The 18,503-nt window shown below is 61.5% G+C and carries 17 protein-coding genes; 8 read left to right on the top strand and 9 right to left on the bottom strand.

Annotation, left to right across the window (positions count from 1 at the left end; genetic code table 11):
- The first annotated feature begins 289 nt into the window (after positions 1-289).
- Together WIT60_RS06340 and msrA are read left to right on the top strand one after the other, a co-directional pair.
- Positions 290-1,879, top strand: coding sequence for a UbiD family decarboxylase (locus tag WIT60_RS06340; RefSeq protein WP_339583093.1), 1,590 nt, complete (start codon positions 290-292; stop codon positions 1,877-1,879).
- A 346-nt stretch (positions 1,880-2,225) separates the two neighbouring features.
- On the top strand, positions 2,226-2,789 hold the full coding sequence (msrA, locus tag WIT60_RS06335) for a peptide-methionine (S)-S-oxide reductase MsrA (protein WP_339583092.1): 564 nt from the start codon (positions 2,226-2,228) through the stop codon (positions 2,787-2,789).
- 43 nt (positions 2,790-2,832) lie between these two features.
- On the opposite strand, the gene pdxH is transcribed toward msrA, so the two are convergent.
- Positions 2,833-3,483, bottom strand: coding sequence for a pyridoxamine 5'-phosphate oxidase (pdxH, locus tag WIT60_RS06330; RefSeq protein WP_339583091.1), 651 nt, complete (start codon positions 3,481-3,483; stop codon positions 2,833-2,835).
- A 141-nt stretch (positions 3,484-3,624) separates the two neighbouring features.
- Between pdxH and WIT60_RS06325 the strand changes: the two genes are divergently transcribed.
- On the top strand, positions 3,625-4,272 hold the full coding sequence (locus WIT60_RS06325; RefSeq protein ID WP_339583090.1) for a nucleotidyltransferase family protein: 648 nt from the start codon (positions 3,625-3,627) through the stop codon (positions 4,270-4,272).
- A gap of 211 nt (positions 4,273-4,483) precedes the next feature.
- A complete protein-coding gene (locus WIT60_RS06320) occupies positions 4,484-5,161 on the top strand; it encodes a hypothetical protein (protein WP_339583089.1) in 678 nt (225 codons plus the stop codon).
- Between the two features lie 403 nt (positions 5,162-5,564).
- Here the strand turns inward: WIT60_RS06320 and WIT60_RS06315 are convergent, their stop codons facing one another.
- The 3 genes from WIT60_RS06315 to tyrS all read right to left on the bottom strand — a co-directional run bounded on the left by WIT60_RS06315 (position 5,565) and on the right by tyrS (position 9,286).
- Positions 5,565-6,866, bottom strand: a complete 1,302-nt coding sequence (locus WIT60_RS06315) for an OmpW/AlkL family protein (protein ID WP_339583088.1) — start codon at positions 6,864-6,866, stop codon at positions 5,565-5,567.
- A gap of 119 nt (positions 6,867-6,985) precedes the next feature.
- Positions 6,986-7,780: a PEP-CTERM sorting domain-containing protein gene (locus tag WIT60_RS06310; RefSeq protein ID WP_339583087.1), complete on the bottom strand. Its 795-nt coding sequence runs from the start codon at positions 7,778-7,780 to the stop codon at positions 6,986-6,988.
- Positions 7,781-8,023: 243 nt separating this feature from the next.
- Positions 8,024-9,286: a tyrosine--tRNA ligase gene (tyrS, locus tag WIT60_RS06305; protein WP_339583086.1), complete on the bottom strand. Its 1,263-nt coding sequence runs from the start codon at positions 9,284-9,286 to the stop codon at positions 8,024-8,026.
- Between the two features lie 153 nt (positions 9,287-9,439).
- Here tyrS and WIT60_RS06300 point away from each other — a divergent pair, with 153 nt between their 5' ends.
- Together WIT60_RS06300 and WIT60_RS06295 are read left to right on the top strand one after the other, a co-directional pair.
- On the top strand, positions 9,440-10,870 hold the full coding sequence (locus WIT60_RS06300; RefSeq protein ID WP_339583085.1) for a M23 family metallopeptidase: 1,431 nt from the start codon (positions 9,440-9,442) through the stop codon (positions 10,868-10,870).
- The gene (locus WIT60_RS06295; RefSeq protein ID WP_339583084.1) at positions 10,867-12,033 is read left to right on the top strand and encodes an anhydro-N-acetylmuramic acid kinase; all 1,167 of its coding nucleotides are present in this window, start codon (positions 10,867-10,869) and stop codon (positions 12,031-12,033) included. Before WIT60_RS06300 ends, WIT60_RS06295 begins: the two co-directional genes overlap by 4 nt.
- On the opposite strand, the gene erpA is transcribed toward WIT60_RS06295, so the two are convergent.
- The 4 genes from erpA to rplM form a co-directional block, all read right to left on the bottom strand.
- A complete protein-coding gene (gene erpA, locus WIT60_RS06290) occupies positions 12,034-12,411 on the bottom strand; it encodes an iron-sulfur cluster insertion protein ErpA (protein WP_339583083.1) in 378 nt (125 codons plus the stop codon).
- A gap of 181 nt (positions 12,412-12,592) precedes the next feature.
- Positions 12,593-13,630, bottom strand: coding sequence for an N-acetyl-gamma-glutamyl-phosphate reductase (gene argC, locus WIT60_RS06285; protein WP_339583082.1), 1,038 nt, complete (start codon positions 13,628-13,630; stop codon positions 12,593-12,595).
- 210 nt (positions 13,631-13,840) lie between these two features.
- The gene (rpsI, locus tag WIT60_RS06280; protein WP_339583081.1) at positions 13,841-14,233 is read right to left on the bottom strand and encodes a 30S ribosomal protein S9; all 393 of its coding nucleotides are present in this window, start codon (positions 14,231-14,233) and stop codon (positions 13,841-13,843) included.
- An 11-nt stretch (positions 14,234-14,244) separates the two neighbouring features.
- The gene (gene rplM, locus WIT60_RS06275) at positions 14,245-14,673 is read right to left on the bottom strand and encodes a 50S ribosomal protein L13 (RefSeq protein ID WP_294638427.1); all 429 of its coding nucleotides are present in this window, start codon (positions 14,671-14,673) and stop codon (positions 14,245-14,247) included.
- Positions 14,674-15,078: 405 nt separating this feature from the next.
- Here rplM and WIT60_RS06270 point away from each other — a divergent pair, with 405 nt between their 5' ends.
- Together WIT60_RS06270 and WIT60_RS06265 are read left to right on the top strand one after the other, a co-directional pair.
- Complete coding sequence (locus WIT60_RS06270) at positions 15,079-15,777, top strand: GNAT family N-acetyltransferase (RefSeq protein WP_339583080.1); 699 nt, start codon at positions 15,079-15,081, stop codon at positions 15,775-15,777.
- A gap of 91 nt (positions 15,778-15,868) precedes the next feature.
- A complete protein-coding gene (locus WIT60_RS06265; RefSeq protein ID WP_339583079.1) occupies positions 15,869-16,594 on the top strand; it encodes a DUF2726 domain-containing protein in 726 nt (241 codons plus the stop codon).
- On the opposite strand, the gene htpG is transcribed toward WIT60_RS06265, so the two are convergent.
- Positions 16,563-18,461 carry a molecular chaperone HtpG gene (gene htpG, locus WIT60_RS06260; RefSeq protein WP_339583078.1) on the bottom strand — a complete coding sequence of 633 codons (1,899 nt, stop codon included), beginning with the start codon at positions 18,459-18,461 and terminating at the stop codon, positions 16,563-16,565. The two genes, WIT60_RS06265 and htpG, sit on opposite strands and share 32 nt — an antisense overlap.
- Positions 18,462-18,503 lie beyond the last annotated feature (42 nt).

Here is an 18,503-nt window from a genome sequence, read left to right as displayed (position 1 = left end):
AGACGGCACGCCATCGACTTCGATCGCGCGCCGCGCAGGTGCGGCATTGATAATGACCCTGGCAAAAAAGTGGCGGGACCGTGCAAGTCACTCACCACCGCGAACGGTCTGTCGCGTACATCAGCGAACAGACCCATGGGAAAACGCCAGGGCTGGCAGCGTTGCGCCGCGGTGTGCGGCGCAAGGGGAAACCCGGTAAAAATCGTGACCGGATCCAACAGGGGCGGATTCTAGGCAAGCCTGTAATAACCAGTCAAGCATAAAGAACACACTCTTTATTACAAAAATCATGAAATATCGCGACTTGCGAGAATTTGTATCCGGCCTGGAACGCCAGGGAGAGCTCACCCGCATCAGCGAGCCCGTGTCCGTCCACCTGGAGATGACATCGGTGAGCGACCGCGTGCTGCGCGCCGGTGGCCCCGCCTTGTGGTTCGAGCACCCAACAGGACGGGGTGATGGCACGACAAGCGCGCCACGCGCCTACGCCATCCCCGTGCTTGCCAACCTGTTCGGCACACCCAAACGCGTGGCCCTCGGCATGGGGGCCGACGACGTCAGCGAGTTGCGAGACATCGGTCGCGTGCTCGCCAGCCTGAAAGAGCCCGAACCACCCCGTGGCCTGAAGGATGCCGGCAAACTCATCCAGATGGCCAAGGCGCTGTGGGACATGAAGCCCAGCAGCGTGCGCAGCGCGCCGTGCCAAGCCGAGGTGCGCGAGGGCAGCGACATCGATTTGACCGAATTGCCCATCCAGCACTGCTGGCCCGATGACGCCGCGCCGCTGCTCACCTGGGGCCTCGTCGTCACCCGCGGCCCCCAGAACGTGCCGAACCCGCGTCGGCGACAAAACCTGGGCATCTACCGCCAGCAATTGATCGGCAAGAAGCAATTGATCATGCGCTGGCTGGCCCACCGCGGTGGCGCGCTCGACTTCCGCGAGTTCGCCCTGGCCAATCCTGGCCAGCCCTTCCCGATCGCCGTGGCACTGGGAGCCGACCCCGCCACCATCTTGGGTGCCGTCACCCCTGTGCCCGACTCGCTGAGTGAGTACCAGTTCGCCGGCCTGCTGCGCGGCAGCCGCACCGAGGTGGTCAACACGAAAGCGGGCGAAGGCGACCAGTACCTGCAGGTACCCGCCAGCGCCGAGTTCGTACTCGAAGGCCACATCCCCACGGCCCCGACAGGCTACAAGGGCGTGAGTGAACATGGCGTGCCTTTGATGGAGCGCGGCGGCTACCTGCACGCGCTCGAAGGCCCGTTCGGCGACCACACCGGCTACTACAACGAGCAGGATTGGTTCCCCGTGTTCGAGGTCACGCGCCTCACGAACCGCCAGAACCCGGTCTACCACTCCACCTACACCGGCAAGCCACCCGACGAGCCTGCGGTGTTGGGCGTCGCGCTCAACGAAGTCTTCGTGCCCATCCTGCAAAAGCAGTTTCCTGAGATCGTGGACTTCTACCTGCCGCCCGAAGGCTGCAGCTACCGCATGGCCATCATCAGCATGAAGAAGGCCTACCCCGGCCACAGCAAGCGCCTGATGTTCGGCCTGTGGAGCTTCCTGCGTCAGTTCATGTACACCAAGTTCATCGTCATCGTCGACGACGACGTGAACATCCGCGACTGGCAGGAAGTGATCTGGGCCATCACCACCCGCATGGACCCGGTACGCGACACCACGCTGGTCGACAACACCCCCATCGACTACCTGGACTTCGCCTCACCCATCAGCGGTCTGGGCGGCAAGATGGGGCTGGATGCCACCAACAAATGGCCTGGAGAAACCAACCGCGAATGGGGCCGCACCATCACCATGCCCGATGCGGTGACCCAGCGCACGGAGGACCTGGTCGCGCGCATTCTGAAAGGCGCATGAACCCCTGACGGGGCATAGACAAAACATATTGGCGTCGTCCACGCAGCTGGCTTAACCTGCAAGTGTCTGCACGGCAGGCAAACCATCTAGACGCAGTCACTGCGTCTTGGGAAGCGGCAAACCTTCCTCTTTGCCCTTTCCAAGGACGGCCCTCGTGCCGCTCCCCCCCCGGCTTCGCCCGGGGGTTTCTGTTTGTGTGCCATCTTTGTGTGCCATGTCTCCACGGCAACCTGGCTCGTAAAGTACGGCTGACGTCAGGGGTTTCGTGAGGCAGCAGGCAGGCAAACGCGACAACGCATAGCCTTGTGTCACCGTAGATTGCTGCGCTTTGACCCCGACCCTTTTCATGGCCAACACCACCTCCCCTCACCAGGATCACGAAGAAGCCACCCTGGCTGGCGGATGCTTTTGGTGCCTCGAAGCGATCTTCAATCAACTGCAAGGCGTGATCGAGGCCGAATCCGGCTACAGCAATGGACACCATCCTGCGCCCACCTATGAAGACGTGTGCACAGGCGAAACGGGGCATGCCGAAGTGGTGCGCATCCGCTTCGATCCACGCATCATCAGTTTCAAAGGCTTGCTGGAGGTGTTTTTCGCATGCCACGACCCCACCACACCGAATCGGCAGGGGCATGATGTGGGCACGCAATACCGTTCAGGCATTTACACCCACACGCCACAGCAAGCCATCACAGCCCGGCAGATGATCGATGACTTGACGCAGCGCCAAGTCTTTGGCGCGCCCATCGTCACGGAACTGGCTCCCGTGTCCAATTACCACGCCGCCGAGGCCTACCACCAGCGCTACGCGGAACATCACCCCTACCAGGGCTACTGCGCCTACGTGGTGGCCCCCAAACTGGCGCACTTTCGTCAGCAATTCCAAAGCCAACTCAAGCCCGACTGAACATGCCGCCCGCCTTCGCAAGGCCGCACGCGTCGGGCTGGCATCAAGGCGCCAGACGCTGAATCTGCCAACTGCCGTCAGCTTGCTTCACATACACGATGCGGTCGTGAAGCCGAGAGGGGCGGCCCTGCCAGAACTCCCAATACGCGGGGACCAGGCGATACCCCCCCCAATGTGCAGGCCGGACAGGGTCCTGACCTTGTTGCGTCTGGATGGTGGCCCAGTTCGCCTCCAGATGTTCGCGCGACGGAATCACTTCGCTCTGTGGCGATGCCCAGGCACCGATGCGTGAACCCAGTGGTCGTGTTCGGTAATAGTCGTCTGACTCCGCCTCGGCAATCTGCTCGACGCGTCCCTCGATGCGCACAACGCGCTCCAGCTCCGGCCAAAAAAACTGCAGCGCGGCCTGAGGGTGCGCGGCCAACTCGCGGCCCTTGCGGCTTTGGTAGTTGGTGTACCAGACCAAACCGCGCTCATCCAGCCCCTTGAGCAGCACCACACGGGTTGACGGCCCGCCATCGGCGCCCACGGTCGCCAAGGTCATGGCGTTGGCTTCCAACGCCTTGGCATGCACGGCTGCATCGAACCAATGCTGAAACTGCACCAAGGGATCCGGGCGGACATGGGTCTCATCCAACTCAGCCCGTTCGTAGCTCTTGCGCATTTGCGCCAGATCGTGAGATGTCTTGTTCATGTCATTCAGTATCCGTCAAACCTTGCAAGGGGTGACATGACCCGCGTCAATCCGTCTCAGGGGTATGCACTTAAGTAAAGGCTCGGTGGTGCAACGCAACAAAACGGATCAAAGTGAACTGCCGAGACCGTGAGCCGCACCATGTCCGAACCGCCTACCCTCATCATTCTGGCCGAATCAGAAGGCCAACCCAGGATGGCCGTTCCGCACGCCCAGCTCGATGCTTTGGATGCAGCCCCGCTCGACCACCTCAACAGCCTGCACCACACCATCCGCAAGGGACTTGCCAGTGGCCTGCAGGTCCTGCTGGTGGCCCCTCCCATGGTCGCTGCTCAGGCCCATCACCTGCTGCCACCGGATCGCGTGATCTTGCTGCCCGACGCGCCCCCAGATCAGCCACCGGGCCACAGCGATCAAATGACACTGGGTGTGGCCATTGCCGTCATTGCCAGCGCCAGATCGCCCGGTTGGTTGCTGTTGCCAGGCGACATGCCCTTGCTGCAGTCAGACACCTTGAAGGCCATGGGGGAAGCCGTCACCCGCGATCCGCTGGTCTTCCCTGAATACCGCCATCGCCGCGGACACCCCATTGGCTTTTCCGCCGAGTTCTATTCCGAGCTCATCCGACTCCAACGCGAACGCGATTTACAGCGACTGCTGGCCAAGTACCCAGCACGGGGCGTCGAAGTCGATGATGTGGGCATCCTCATGACACAAGACACCGTCAGCCCCTTGGCCCTCATGCGAACGGTTCTGCAAGGGCACGCGGGGCTGCGGGCCCAGCGCTGAGTCGCAGCGCTGACGCCTTCTCACCCCGGGTTGGTTAACCCTGAGCGGCCAGCCACCGATCGAATCAAGGCTTACCCTTAACTGAGTCAGCTAATGCGCCCCCTCCCCCTCACTCATGGGGACCTCGTGGACAGGCGGTTCAAGAACAATTTGAACCATGGACACAGCGTCAAACGCGGTCCGTAACCCTAAACACCCACAGGAGTTCCACATGACCTTCGCAACAGTCCGCTCCGTCTCCATTGCCGCCGCTGTCGCCCTGTCCGCCTTCTCTGCACAGGCCCTGACCATCCCGACGAACAGCCTGCAAGCCGACTCCTTCCAAGTCTTCTCTGACGCCGCCCTGGAGTCGTACGCTCTGTTTGACGTTGGCATCAAGGCCCTCGGCAACGCCACCCCTGTCGCCGGCACCACCAACACCTTCAGCCTGCCCGTCACCAGCATCTCCATCGCCCTGAGCGGTGGCATCAAGATCGAAAACGGCAAGGCCACCGGTTCCGCCCTGGAAATCTCGCGCCCCGACCCCAAGACGGGCATCAAGCGCGGCCTGACCATCGCCAACTTCACCATCGACTTCGCCAAGAACCAAGTGTTGGCCGACACGACCGTGATCGGCGGCGCCACCCAACCGCAAGCTCCCGTCTACAACTTCACCAAGACCCAAGAACTGGCCCTGAAGTACAAGTTCCCCCTGAGCATCAGCCTGAAGGAGCAACTGGGTGACCTGCGTCTGGTGGATGTGAACGGCACGGCTGACGCATTGGGCATCCCCCGCGCTCTGGCCAACATCGTGATCCCCGAAATCGACTTCGGTGTCATCAACATCGACATCGGTGTGGCCTTCCGCTCCAAGCCTGTTTCGACCAAGCCCTACGTGCCCGCTCTGTAATGGCATCTGCTCGGTAGCAGCATTCAATTTGCTGCCACCGACTCGCAGAAAGCGCCTCTTCCAAACGCCCGACTTCCGTCGGGCGTTTTTCATTTGTGCTTACAGTTACAGCATCCCCCAGCCACCCGAAACAGGCCCTGACTGGCGCCCCGCCTGACCTCAGTTGCACGAGATCGGTACGACCAGCGCACACCCAGCACCCATCGCTAGAAACATCAGGCATCCGAACATACGGCGGCACCATCAACAACTCTCCACCCGTGACCGCCTCAGCTGCACTGAGCTTGCGCGCAGTCTGCCTTGAACATCGCCGCGCCATCAAGCGCCCAGTTCAAACGAGCCATCGCCGAAAAGACAAAAGGGGCCAGCGGCCCCTTTCTGATTTCGAGCAAGCATCCGATGGTCAGAAATTCTTCCCAATCGACAACATGAACAAGGTGTTGTCCAAAGTGCTCTTTTGCTTTCTGACGAACGTTCCCAGACTTCCGTCCCCCTCACCCTGACTTTGCTTGTACGCAGCCAAGTCACGCATCAATTCGGTGGTGAAGCCATTGGGCATGAAGTTCACGACAGCGGACGCATCACCCGTTTTGACACGGTAGGCATTTGTCGCATTGTTGTTGGCAGTGGTGCGCAGGCTTTCACCCTGCTCGATCGCTGCACCCGTTGTCTCCTTGTAGTCAAGCAATGCGGGATCGCCCGTGCGGAACTGGGTGTCGCGCGACACCAAGGTCGCCTCGGTGGAGAACTTGATGCGCCCGACAGAAAGGGACACCTTCCAACCGGACAAGTCTCCGCTTTCCAAGCCAACAAACGGACCCACGCCAAATGCATTCTTGATCGAAACTGACGTCTTCCCCGTCCCGCCGTTGTACTGATCGAAGTATGACGTTGTCTTCGTGTCAAAGAAAATGGTGTACATCGCACCCACACCGACATAGGGTCTGGCCCACCAGGAGCGATCCCCGAAGTAGTAGCCAAACTTCACAATGGGCGGCAGCATTTTGGTTTTGATGATGTCACGGCCAGCCAATTGATTCGGCGCCCCTGCATCATTCGTCCCAGCGCCCTGAATGGTGGCCCGGACCGGCGCACCAAGCACCAACGCCTCAACCGCCCAGTTGTGTGCGTCGTTCAAGTAGTACCCCACACTCATGGCCACGGTACTCGACGGATTACCTGCTTTCGCGCGAATGCCCTGAGGGGTTGTCAAATACCCTGCGCCGGACTCAAAACCATAATCCTCGACCAGCGCAGCGTCCAGCAAACCGATCCCCGTCAAACCAGGCGCACCTGGTTCACCGTAGTACTTGATCTTGTAGTAGTCGATGAAGTCCTGCTCGGTTTGCAGAGCGTTTCTCACATTGACCGCGGCAGCTCCGCCACCGGTCAGGTTCACGGGATTGGTCGAAAGACGCGCATCCACCCCTGTGCGAGCCAGCAAATCCTCGGCCAACTGATCCTTCATGTCGATCAAATCGGAAATGCGCACGATCTCCGGCGTCAGATCTCGCGGCTGCTCTGATTTGGTTTTGGTTTTGGTGCTGATCACACTCAAATTCCAGAACATGCGATCCCGAACACCCTTGCTCATGCTGAGTGCCAAGCTGTCTTCAACGGAAGGACCAGCCGAAGCGGGCAGCGCTGCCACAGCAAACAGAGCACCCACAGCCAGGGAAAAGCGACTACGCACGGGATTGAACATGAAAACTCCGGAAGAAGTGCCGACAAGAAACCAATCAAGACAAAAGCCGCCCAGCAATTGCACTGAGCGGCTTCAGATAGCGCCCCACACGAGGCGGGGACGCAGCGATCGCGCAGCGATTACTTGGCAGCGCGACGGCGGGCAGCGAAGCCGATACCGACCAGACCCAGGCCCATCAGAGCGTAGGTGGAGGGCTCAGGAACGGCCACGGTGATGCTGGAAGTCAGGGTACCGAAGTCAGCTGCAGCACCTTGCAGAGCAATCAGACCGATGGAGTACAGGCCCAGACCGTTCTTGAGGTTGTTGAAGCCCTCTGTGGTCAGCGCCAAGCCGGACAGAGTGGTGTCGAACGTGCCAGGACCAGTGATGTTGGTCGGGCCAGCGATGTCGGTAAAGGTCCATGCCAGCACGTTGGTCGCGTTCACGTTGACGGTAGCGCCAGTGCTGTTCTTACCTGCGCCAACGAAGTCGGCGTAGATGTTCTTGTTGACCATGTCGATACGCAGGTTGGTCACGCTGATGGTGCCACCGTAGGACACACCCTTCACAAAACCTGCGATCTGGGTGGCACCACCGACGCTTTGGGCTTGCTCGATGAGGCCGCCAGCGCCAACCGTCAGGGTGCTCACCGGAGCGCTCACGCCCACGGCGGTGTATTCACCAGGGGCACCGACGATGTTCGACAGCGCGCCACCAGCGGCTTGCACTTCCACGCCACCGGTATTCAGAGCATCAATCAGGGTTTGGCTGAAAGTCAGAGTACCGGAGCCGCTGGCAAAGTACACCTCTTGCGAACCGTTGCCGGTCGGCACGAAGGTGTTCAGGTTGCCAGCTTGCAGCACGGTGCTGGCGTTAGCGGCACCTGCAGCAACGAAAGCAGTAGCAACAACGATGCTCTTGAATGCAAATTTCATGTCTATCTCCACTTGAAACAAAGCGGCCCTTTGAAACTTCTCTGCTTCTGTCAGAAGGCATCCGCGTATTCCTTCGACCGGCCCAGACTTGTGTGTGTCTGTTGGGTCTCAGATTAACGACGTGCCACATCTCCGACAACGGCCGACTCCCCCTGAACGCGTGCTTATCGCCTCAGGAAACCACCAGTGGAGCCCAAAATCCCCCGCATTCAGGCGTCGGGGCAACCCCCTAATGACGCCAAATCACCCTTTTACGACCACTTTGGCAAACTTGCGCTTGCCCACCTGTACAACATAGGTCCCGGACGGCAGTTTCAGTGCCTTGTCTCGCACGGCGCCACCATCGACCTTCACGCCGCCCTGCTCGATCATGCGCAGGGCCTCGCTGGTGGAAGGCACCAGTCCGGCTTGCTTGAGCAATGCACCGATGCCCAGGCCTGTGCCATCGTCGGGCAGACTGAGCGCCACCTCGGGAATGTCGTCGGGCACCCCCCCCTTGGAACGGTTCACAAAGTCCGCCAGCGCGTCTTCTGCCGCCTGCGCGCCATGGAAGCGGTTGACGATCTCTTGCCCCAACAACACCTTGGCATCGCGCGGATTGCGCCCAGCCGCACATTCGGCCTTCATGCGCTCGATCTCCGCCATCGGTCGGAAGCTCAGCAAGGTGAAGTACTTCCACATCAACTCGTCACTGATGCTCATCAGCTTGGCGAACATGGTGTTGGGTGCTTCGCTGATGCCGATGTAGTTGTTCTTGGACTTGGACATCTTCTCAACCCCGTCCAGCCCCTCCAACAAAGGCATCGTCAAAATGCACTGCGCCTCCTGCCCGTACTCCGCCTGCAGGTGACGCCCCATCAGCAAATTGAACTTCTGGTCGGTGCCGCCAATCTCGAGGTCGGATTTCAAGGCCACCGAGTCGTAGCCCTGCATCAGCGGGTAAAGAAACTCATGAACGCTGATCGATGTGCCCGCGTGGAAGCGATCGTGGAAGTCATTGCGCTCCATCATGCGGGCCACCGTGTATCGACTGGCCAGCTGGATCATGCCGCGGGCACCCAAAGCGTCACACCACTCACTGTTGTAGCGAACCTCGGTTTTGCTGTCGTCCAGCACCAAACTGGCCTGGCGGTAGTAGGTTTCAGCGTTGACCTTGATCTGCTCGGCCGTCAAAGGCGGACGAGTGGTGTTGCGTCCCGATGGATCCCCGATCAAGGACGTGAAATCACCGATCAGGAAGATCACCGAGTGCCCCAAGTCTTGCAGTTGACGCAACTTGTTGAGCACCACGGTGTGCCCCAGGTGGATGTCAGGCGCCGTCGGATCCAGACCGAGCTTGATGCGCAAAGGGGTGCCCGTGGCCTCGGATCGGGCCAGCTTGCGCACCCATTCCGCCTCCGGCAATAGCTCGTCCACGCCCCGCTGCGTGACGGCCAAGGCCTCTTGCACACGTTCCGTTACAGGAAATTCAGGCTGATTGGCGGAATTTTTTTCGAGTTGCGACATGATGAACCGATCAGTGGAAATCAGCAGTACAAGCCCCCCTTTGGAGGGCTATACTCAGAAAATTGTGGGTGCCCACGGCATGCATTTGGCGTGCAAAGCGGGCTGATTTTAGAGGACGCCGTCCTCACCACCTGGTTCGAGGAGACATCGAGTTTGAAAACGTCCAAGCAGTATCAGGCCTCGCGGCCTTCTCGCCTCGACTCGATCATCTCCACTGCCACCGCCTTGCAAAGCATGGCGCATCGTCATCCACGCCGCGTGAGCGCGGCGGTCTTGACGTTGCTGGCGGGCTCAGCCATGACCGCATTTGGCGTCGCGCCTTTGGCTGCCTTGCCGCAAGCGCCAACCCCTGTGGTTACCCAGATCAGCGAAAGCATCCAACCGCCTGAGTTGCAAGAACAGCTGCAACGACTGGATGCCGCCCCCCTGACTTTGTACCGCAGCGATGTCACGCGGTCAGCCGACACCGTCGACAGCCTGTTGCAACGACTGGGCGTGATGGACGCAGACGCCGCGCAGTTCATCCGGCAAGATGCCGTCGCCAGCACCTTGCTGCAAGGGCGCACCGGCAAGTCGGTCAAGGCCCTGGTTGAGGACGGCCTGCTCCAGCAACTGGTGATACGCGGCCCAGCGGCCAACAACGGCGACTTCGACACCCACTTCACGCGCCTGACCATTGAGCGCGATGCCGCCAGCAATGCGTTCCGCGTCAAGCAGGAAATCGTCCCGCTGGAAGCCAGCACACAACTGGGCTCGGGGATGATCCGCTCGTCATTGTTTGCGGCGGCCGATGACGCTCGCATCCCGGACGGGGTCACCAACCAGATCGCCGAAATTTTTGGCAACGAGATTGATTTCCGGCGCGAATTGCGCAAGGGCGACGCCTTCAGCGTGCTGTACGAAGCGCATTTGGCCGATGGCGAACCCATCACCTGGGGCAACAGTCATGGGCGCGTGCTCGCAGCACGCTTCATCAACAAGGGCGAGACCCACGACGCGGTATGGTTCCAGGAAGCTGGCCGCAAAGGGGCGTACTTTGACCTCAATGGACGTTCAACGACCCGCGCCTTCCTTGCCTCACCGCTTGCCTTTTCGCGTGTAACCTCCGGGTTCGCGATGCGCTTCCACCCGGTTCACAAGACCATGCGCGCCCACTTGGGTGTGGACTTTGGCGCCCCCACGGGCACCCCGGTGCGCAGCGTGGGTGAAGGGGTCGTGACCTTTGCGGGTTGGCAGACAGGCTATGGCAACGTCGTGCATGTATCCCACAGCGGGGGCCGCAGCACCGTGTATGCACACCTCAGCCGAATCGATGCTCGCCGCGGTCAAGCCATCGAACAAGGTCAGACATTGGGCGCTGTAGGCGCCACGGGCTGGGCCACCGGACCGCACCTGCACTTTGAGTTCAAGGTCAATGGCAAGCAAGTCGATCCCATGCAGGTGGCACGGGCATCTGAAAGCCTGCAACTGTCGCCACAGTCGCTCGCCAAGTTCCGCACCATGGCGGTCTCCGTCGCACAACGACTGGATCGTGCTGACGCCTTGCAGACAGCCGGGCTTCAGCCAGGCTCCCGATTTGAATGACGCACGCCCTCACTCCCTCAGCCCGCGTCAGCGGGCTTTTTTCTGAGCTCTACATTGGCTTGATGTCCGGCACCTCGCTGGATGGCGTTGATGGCGTACTGATGCGCCGCCATGCGGGTCAATGGCAGACTCTGGCGCATGCCCACCGCCCCTTTCCCGCTGCGCTGCGCCAAGACCTGCTGGACCTGAACACCCCGGGCAACGATGAATTGCACCGCAGCGCCCTCGCTGCCCAGGCCTTGGTCGCGGTCTATGCCGAGGTGGTCACCAGCGTGTGCGAACAGGCCGCGGTGAACCCCACTGACGTTCAAGCGATCGGCGCGCACGGCCAGACCGTCAGACACCGGCCCGATCAAGGCTACACCCTGCAACTCAATCACCCCGCACTGCTGGCCGAACTGACCGGCATTGATGTCGTGGCCGATTTCCGCAGCCGGGACGTGGCCGCCGGCGGGCAAGGCGCCCCACTGGTACCCGCCTTCCATCAGGCCATCTTCGGGAGACCCGACGCGACCGTGGCTGTGCTCAACATTGGCGGCATGGCGAATGTGAGCATCTTGAGGCCGGGCGACACACCCCTGGGTTTTGACACCGGACCTGGCAATGCCTTGCTGGACATGTGGTGCGATGTCCAGACGGGTCACGCCTTCGACGCCAACGGAGAGTGGGGAGCTGGGGGCGAAGTTCGAGAGGATTGGCTGGCCGATGCTTTGGCCGAACCATTTTTCCACCAGTCTCCGCCGAAAAGCACGGGTCGAGACCTGTTCAACGCAGACTGGCTCGCAAGATGGTTGGCACCGCACGGCTTGACCGATGGCCCTTTGGGCGACGGCGCACAAGCGCGCGACGTTCAAGCCACCTTGTGTGAGCTGACCGCCAGGAGTGCCGCGCAAGCTTTGCGAGAGCACGCCGCCGATGCGAGTGATGTCGTGGTGTGCGGCGGAGGCGCCCTCAACGGCGACCTGATGCGCCGACTCAGCGAGCAGTTGCCTGGCGTTCGCGTGGGACGCTCAGATATTCATGGACTGGATGTGATGCAAGTCGAGGCCGCCGCGTTTGCATGGCTGGCCTGGACCCACCTGCAGCGCTTGGCCGGCAATGTGCCGGCCGTCACCGGAGCACGTGGCCCCCGGTTGCTGGGTGCGCTGTACCCGGCGCGCTGATCAGACCGAGAAGCTGGAACCGCAGCCGCAGGTGGTCTGGGCGTTGGGGTTGCGGATCACGAACTGGGCGCCTTCCAGATCGTCCTTGTAGTCGATCTCGGCTCCCACCAGATATTGCAGGCTCATGGCGTCGATCAGCAGGGTCACGCCGTTCTTTTCCATCTTCGTGTCGTCTTCGTTGACGAGTTCGTCGAAAGTGAAGCCGTACTGGAAGCCAGAGCAACCACCGCCCTGCACAAACACGCGCAGCTTCAGATCGGGGTTGCCTTCTTCGGCCACGAGCTCGGCCACCTTGCCTGCCGCGGCATCGGTGAAGATGATGGGGGCAGGCAGGTCAGACGAGAAGGTGTCGACAGAGGTCTCAGCTACGGCGGTCATGGGGTTTTGCTCCGAAATCAACGATCAGTTCTGGGGGCCGAGGCAGGGTGTCGGCCAGGCCACCATTGTGCCGCACACGCGCAAGACCTGAGTCCTGACGCAATGCGTCACCATGGTTTTCATGATGACATGAAGCCCCCCGACCTTGCCATGAACGCGGACATTGCCCGCGCTCAGGACATCAAGGCAGCACGGGCACGTGGGTCAGGCCCAGATGCTCGTCCAAGCCACACATCAGGTTCATGCACTGCACCGCCTGCCCCGAGGCACCCTTGGTGAGGTTGTCCTCCACCACCAACACCATCACGGTGTCAGGCTGCGGCTTGTGCACCGCAACGCGCACGGTGTTGCTGGCGCGCACGCTGCGGGTCTCGGGCGCACTGCCAGCCGGCAAGACATCGACAAAACGCTCGCCAGCATAGAAGGACTCGAACACTGACTGCAAATCCGCGGCCTGGCCTTCAGCGGTCAGGCGACCATACAGGGTGGAGTGGATGCCACGGATGATGGGCAGCAGGTGAGGCACGAACAGGCAGTTGACGCTGTCGTCCCCCGCGATGGCGCGCAGTTGCTGGTTGATTTCCGGGCCGTGACGGTGCCCCTTCACGCCATAGGCTTTGAAGTTGTCACCCGCCTCGGCCAGCAGGGCGCCGACTTCGGCCTTGCGGCCTGCGCCGGACACACCCGAAGCGCAGTTGGCAATGAGGTGCGTGGGCTCGACCAGCTTGTGCTTGAGCAGCGGCGCCCAGCCCAGCTGCACGGAGGTAGGGTAGCAGCCGGGGTTGCCAATGACGCGCGCCTGCTTGATGGCCTCGCGGTTCAGCTCGGGCAGGCCATAGACGGCTTCGGCCAAAATATCGGGGCAGCTGTGGGGCATGCCGTACCACTGCTCGAACACAGCGGTGTCTTTCAGACGGAAGTCAGCGGCCAGGTCGATGACCTTGACGCCCGCAGCCAACAACTCACGGGCCTGGGCCATGGCCACGCCATGCGGGGTGGCAAAGAAGACCACGTCGCACTCGGTCAGCTTGGCGTCATCGGGCGTGACGAAGGCCAAGTCCACATGGCCGCGCAGGCTTGGATACATGTCCGCCACCGGCAGTCCGGCCTCCTTGCGCGAGGTGATGGCCTGCAGTTGCACCTGGGGGTGCTGAGACAACAAACGCAGCAATTCGACCCCGGTGTAACCCGTGCCACCCACGATACCGACTTTGATCATCTCTTCACCTTTCAGCCTCAAGGGCAGCGGGGCCCAGCCACCGTCACCTGCGGGAAAACCACCATTTTAGAAAACATTCATGACAGGCGGGACGCCAGCATCCGATGACCTGCGCACACCCCATGAAAAAACCCGCCGGAGGCACAGGCCCCGAGCGGGTTTTTGAGGGAGTTCGCCTGGCCATGCGACCCGGCGAAACACCCAGAAGGATCAGCGCTTGCTGAACTGCTTGCGACGACGAGCGCCGTGCAGACCGACCTTCTTACGTTCGACTTCACGAGCGTCGCGGGTCACGAAACCAGCGCGGCTCAGTTCCGACTTCAGAGCTGCGTCGTAGTCGATCAGAGCGCGGGTCACACCATGGCGCACAGCGCCGGCTTGACCGGATTCGCCACCGCCGTGCACGTTGACCTTGATGTCGAAGGCTTCGACATTGTTGGTCAGTGCCAGAGGCTGCTTGACGATCATGATCGAGGTTTGACGGCCGAAATACTGCTCGACCGGCTTGCCGTTGACGATGATCTGGCCAGTGCCCTTCTTGATGAAGACGCGGGCGACGGACGACTTGCGACGGCCGGTGCCGTAGTTCCAGTTACCAATCATGTGGCCGCTCCTTAGATTTCCAGGGCCTTGGGCTGCTGGGCGGCGTGCGGATGCTCGCTACCGGCGTAGACCTTCAGCTTCTTGATCATGGCGTAGCCCAGGGGACCCTTGGGCAGCATGCCCTTGACGGCCTTTTCGATGGCGCGGCCAGGGTGCTTGGCTTGCATGTCCTTGAACTTCGTGGCGTAGATGCCGCCGGGGAAGCCCGAGTGACGGTAGTAAACCTTGTCGTTGGCCTTGGTGCCAGTGACGCGGATCTTGTCGGCGTTGACGATGACGATGAAATCGCCGGTGTCCACGTGAGGCGTGTAAATGGCCTTGTGCTTGCCGCGCAGACGGAGAGCGACTTCGCTGGCCACTCGTCCGAGCACCTTGTCGGTGGCGTCGATCACAAACCACTCGTGCTTCACTTCGGCCGGCTTGGCGCTGAAGGTCTTCATGAGATTTCCTTGGTAAAAAACTGGCTGACTGTCGCCATTGGAACCACTTCTTAGGATGTGGTGGCCTCTCAAGCAACGGGCGGCGGACCTGCGGCGCACTCAAGGCGTGCACCAGCGAACTGGCCTGCGTCCCGGGCCGCGCCCGCAAACAAATGTAGGCACAACCCTCCCGGCAACCATGTCGGGAATCGCGCAGTATAGCCCGCTTTGAGACGCCCGTGCAAACTTCCTGGCGGAAAACGCGCCAAGCACTCGAACAGCACCAACGAGCCACACTAAACTTGTCATGAAAGCAAGCACGGTAGACGCGTCGCGCACGCCATATTAGTATTAACCCTAGGTTATGATGCATTGCACCATGGCACGACGAAACATGCGCTTCACAGGCTCAGAAAGGGGTCAGCGATGACTGCGATCAAGCCAAGTTCCGATCTGGACCGATTCGGACTGGGGCCCGACTTGGGTGCCCCCAACCCGCAACCCAGCTTGAGCGGGGATCACTGGGTTCCCATCCGCGACTTGCATGCCCGGCATCGCCGCCGCATCCTGGACCACTTGCTGCACTTGGACGAGCGTGATCGCTATCTGCGTTTCGGCTTCCCGGCCACACAACACCAGATGGCTCAATACGTGGCGTCGATCGATTTCAAGCGCGACGAGGTGTTCGGCATCTTCGACCGCAAACTGCGCCTGGTGGCCGTGGCCCACCTGGCGGCGCTACCAGGTCATGGTCCGCACGAAGCCCATCCTGACACACAGGCCATGGAGTTTGGCGTGTCCGTGCTGCCGTCAGGGCGCGGCAAAGGGCTGGGCATGCGGCTGTTTCAGCACGCGATCACGCACGCGCGCAACCAGCATGCCACCCACATGATGATCCACGCGCTGAGCGAAAACGCGCCGATGCTGCGCATTGCAGCCAAGGCAGGCGCAGTGATCGAACAAGATGGCCCCGATGCGCAGGCTTGGCTGAAGTTGCCACCGGACACGATGGGCAGCCACCTCGACAGCTCCCTGCAGTCGCTGGCTGCCGAGGTGATCTACCGCGTGAAGTACCGCGTGATGCACATCAGCGATTGGCTGAGGATGCTGATGACCTCCTCATGATGATCGGTGCACGTTTGCCCTGACCCCTCGCCGGAGGGGTTTTCAGCACGACGCCCGCGGCGTACCCTCCCAATGTTCTAAGGGGAGCGACATGGCGTCGAATGCGTGGTTATGGCTGGTCTGTGCAGCGGCCTTGGTGGGCGGCTTGCTGCTGGGATGGGGTGGACACGCCTACTTCACCCGCGCACGTCACCAAAACTGGCCGAAGCGCTGGAATTTGCAGGCGCGCCCGCTGCTCAACGCACACGAGCGGGCCCTGTTCCGCGAATTGCAAGCCACCTTGCCCCATCATGTGGTGTTTGCCAAGGTCAACGTGCTCCGGTTTTGCCAAGCCGCGGCGGCACGCGATGCCCGCGCGTGGTACGACCGGCTGCAAGCCTTGAACGTGTCTTTGTTGGTGTGCACCCCCAACGGCGTGGTGATCTCGGCCATCGACCTGGAGTCTCCATCGACACCCACCCGCTCGACCGGCCGCTCACAGAAGCTCAAGGAAGCCACGCTGGAGGCCTGCCGCGTACGCTACCTCCGCTGCCGCCCCGGTCAATGGCCGCAAGGCGCCTTGATGGCCGCATGGGCACTGGGTCACGATGTGGCGACGGCCCCGCAAGATCGCCCCGGCGACGAGCTCAACGACGCAGGCGACCAGTTGGCGCGCAAGCTCAAGGAGCGCCGTGCCGAGCGTGCCGCACTGTGGGCCGAGTCCAGCTTTGCACAGGACTCGTTCTTTGCGTTCGACAGCCGCTTCGATGGGGTGCCGAGCTCGGCACCCGCACCGCTCGACGACCTCAGGCCGTCGCGTTCAGCAGCAGCGAGTTGACGCGGCGGACGTAGGCAGCCGGATCTTCCAACTGTCCACCTTCGGCCAGCAGGGCCTGGTCGAACAGGATGTGCGCCAGATCGTCGAAGTGGGCGCTGGTGTCCAGCTTCTTGACCAGGGCATGCTCGGGGTTCACTTCCAGAATCGGCTTGACCTCGGGCGCAGCCTGACCTGCCTGCTTCAGCAGACGGGCCAGGTGGGCACTCATGTCGCCCGACTCGGTCACCAGGCAGGCCGGTGAATCGACCAGGCGGGTGGTGACGCGCACATCCTTCGCGCGATCACCCAGCGCGGTCTTGAGGCGCTCAAGCACCGGCTTGAACGCGGTGGCGGCCTCTTCGGCCTTCTTCTTTTCCTCTTCGTCTTGCAGCTTGCCCAGGTCGACGGCACCCTTGGTGACGTTTTGCAGCGGCTTGCCGTCAAAGTCGTAGAGGTGCGAGAGCAGCCACTCGTCGACGCGGTCGGTCAGCAGCAGCACCTCGATGCCCTTCTTCTTGAAGAGTTCGAGTTGCGGGCTGCTCTTGGCCGCTTGCAGGCTGTCGGCGGTGATGACGTAGATGGCCTCCTGGCCTTCCTTCATGCGCGACACGTAGTCGGCCAGTGACACGCTCTGGGTACCGGTGTCGTCGTGCGTGGAGGCGAAGCGCAGCAGCTTGGCCAGGCGCTCCTTGTTGGCGAAGTCTTCGCCGACGCCTTCCTTGAGCACGGCACCAAACTCGCGCCAGAAGGAGGCGTACTGGTCGCGCTTGGCCTGGTCTTCGTGGTTGGCCAGCTCTTCGAGCATGGACAGCACGCGCTTGGTGCAGCCTTCGCGGATTGCCTTGACGTCGCGGCTTTCCTGCAGGATCTCGCGGCTGACGTTGAGCGGCAGGTCGGCCGAGTCAATCACGCCCTTGACGAAGCGCAGGTAGGTGGGCAGCAGCGCTTCGGCGTCGTCCATGATGAAGACGCGCTTGACGTAGAGCTTGAGACCTCCGCGCTTGTCGCGGTTCCACAGGTCGAACGGGGCCTTGGCGGGCACGTACAGCAGCTGGGTGTACTCGCTGCGGCCTTCGACGCGGTTGTGGGTGTAGGCCAGCGCATCTTCGCTGTCGTGGCTGAGCTGCTTGTAGAACTCCTGGTACTGCTCGGGCGTGACGTCGCTCTTGCTGCGGGTCCACAGGGCGGCGGCCTGGTTGACGGTCTCCCATTCATCCTTGACAACATACTCGCCCTTGTCCTTGTCCCACTCTTCCTTTTGCATCAGGATGGGCAGGGAGATGTGGTCGGAGTACTTGCCGATGATGCTGCGCAGTTTCCAGGCGGCGAGGAATTCGTCTTCGCCTTCGCGCAGGTGCAAGATGATGTCGGTGCCGCGGCCGGGCTTGGTGATGGTGTCGACCTCGAAGTCGCCAGTGCCTTCACTGCTCCAGCGCACGCCCTCTTCGGCCTTCAAGCCGGCACGGCGCGATTCGACGGTGATGCGGTCGGCGACGATGTAGCCGCTGTAGAAACCCACGCCGAACTGGCCGATGAGCTGAGCGTCCTTCTTCTGGTCGCCGGACAGTCGCCCCATGAAGTCCTTGGTGCCGCTTTTGGCGATGGTGCCCAGGTGGTCGATGGCCTCTTGGGCGCTCATGCCGATGCCGTTGTCACGGATGGTGATGGTGCGGTTGGCCTTGTCGACGAGCACGCGCACGTCCAGATTGGGCGCGTCTTCATAGAGCTCGTTGTGATCGAGGGCTTCGAAGCGCAGCTTGTCGCAGGCATCGGAGGCGTTGGAGATCAGCTCGCGCAGGAAGATTTCCTTGTTGGAGTACAGCGCGTGCGTGACCAGGTGCAGCAGTTGCTTGACTTCGGCCTGGAAGGAATGGGTTTGCTTGGTCATGGCTGGTTCTGATGCAGACAAAAAGGGTTGCAAGGGTTACCG

The sequence above is a fragment of the Aquabacterium sp. G14 genome (genome assembly GCF_037482285.1).
GTDB lineage: Bacteria > Pseudomonadota > Gammaproteobacteria > Burkholderiales > Burkholderiaceae_C > Aquabacterium.
Note: the sequence above shows the minus strand (reverse complement) of the source record. Positions and strands in the feature narration are given on the sequence as shown.

What these genes read in the sequence shown, in the direction of transcription:
- WIT60_RS06325 (WP_339583090.1), top strand. Translation starts at nt 3,625, where the DNA reads ATGTCCGAACCGCCTACCCTCATCATTCTGGCCGAATCAGAAGGCCAA.
- WIT60_RS06265 (WP_339583079.1), top strand. Translation starts at nt 15,869, where the DNA reads ATGGCGTCGAATGCGTGGTTATGGCTGGTCTGTGCAGCGGCCTTGGTG.
- WIT60_RS06270 (WP_339583080.1), top strand. Translation starts at nt 15,079, where the DNA reads ATGACTGCGATCAAGCCAAGTTCCGATCTGGACCGATTCGGACTGGGG.
- rpsI (WP_339583081.1), bottom strand. Translation starts at nt 14,233, where the DNA reads ATGATTGGTAACTGGAACTACGGCACCGGCCGTCGCAAGTCGTCCGTC.
- argC (WP_339583082.1), bottom strand. Translation starts at nt 13,630, where the DNA reads ATGATCAAAGTCGGTATCGTGGGTGGCACGGGTTACACCGGGGTCGAA.
- tyrS (WP_339583086.1), bottom strand. Translation starts at nt 9,286, where the DNA reads ATGTCGCAACTCGAAAAAAATTCCGCCAATCAGCCTGAATTTCCTGTA.
- WIT60_RS06320 (WP_339583089.1), top strand. Translation starts at nt 4,484, where the DNA reads ATGACCTTCGCAACAGTCCGCTCCGTCTCCATTGCCGCCGCTGTCGCC.
- htpG (WP_339583078.1), bottom strand. Translation starts at nt 18,461, where the DNA reads ATGACCAAGCAAACCCATTCCTTCCAGGCCGAAGTCAAGCAACTGCTG.
- msrA (WP_339583092.1), top strand. Translation starts at nt 2,226, where the DNA reads ATGGCCAACACCACCTCCCCTCACCAGGATCACGAAGAAGCCACCCTG.
- WIT60_RS06340 (WP_339583093.1), top strand. Translation starts at nt 290, where the DNA reads ATGAAATATCGCGACTTGCGAGAATTTGTATCCGGCCTGGAACGCCAG.
- erpA (WP_339583083.1), bottom strand. Translation starts at nt 12,411, where the DNA reads ATGACCGCCGTAGCTGAGACCTCTGTCGACACCTTCTCGTCTGACCTG.
- WIT60_RS06295 (WP_339583084.1), top strand. Translation starts at nt 10,867, where the DNA reads ATGACGCACGCCCTCACTCCCTCAGCCCGCGTCAGCGGGCTTTTTTCT.
- WIT60_RS06310 (WP_339583087.1), bottom strand. Translation starts at nt 7,780, where the DNA reads ATGAAATTTGCATTCAAGAGCATCGTTGTTGCTACTGCTTTCGTTGCT.
- pdxH (WP_339583091.1), bottom strand. Translation starts at nt 3,483, where the DNA reads ATGAACAAGACATCTCACGATCTGGCGCAAATGCGCAAGAGCTACGAA.
- WIT60_RS06315 (WP_339583088.1), bottom strand. Translation starts at nt 6,866, where the DNA reads ATGTTCAATCCCGTGCGTAGTCGCTTTTCCCTGGCTGTGGGTGCTCTG.
- rplM (WP_294638427.1), bottom strand. Translation starts at nt 14,673, where the DNA reads ATGAAGACCTTCAGCGCCAAGCCGGCCGAAGTGAAGCACGAGTGGTTT.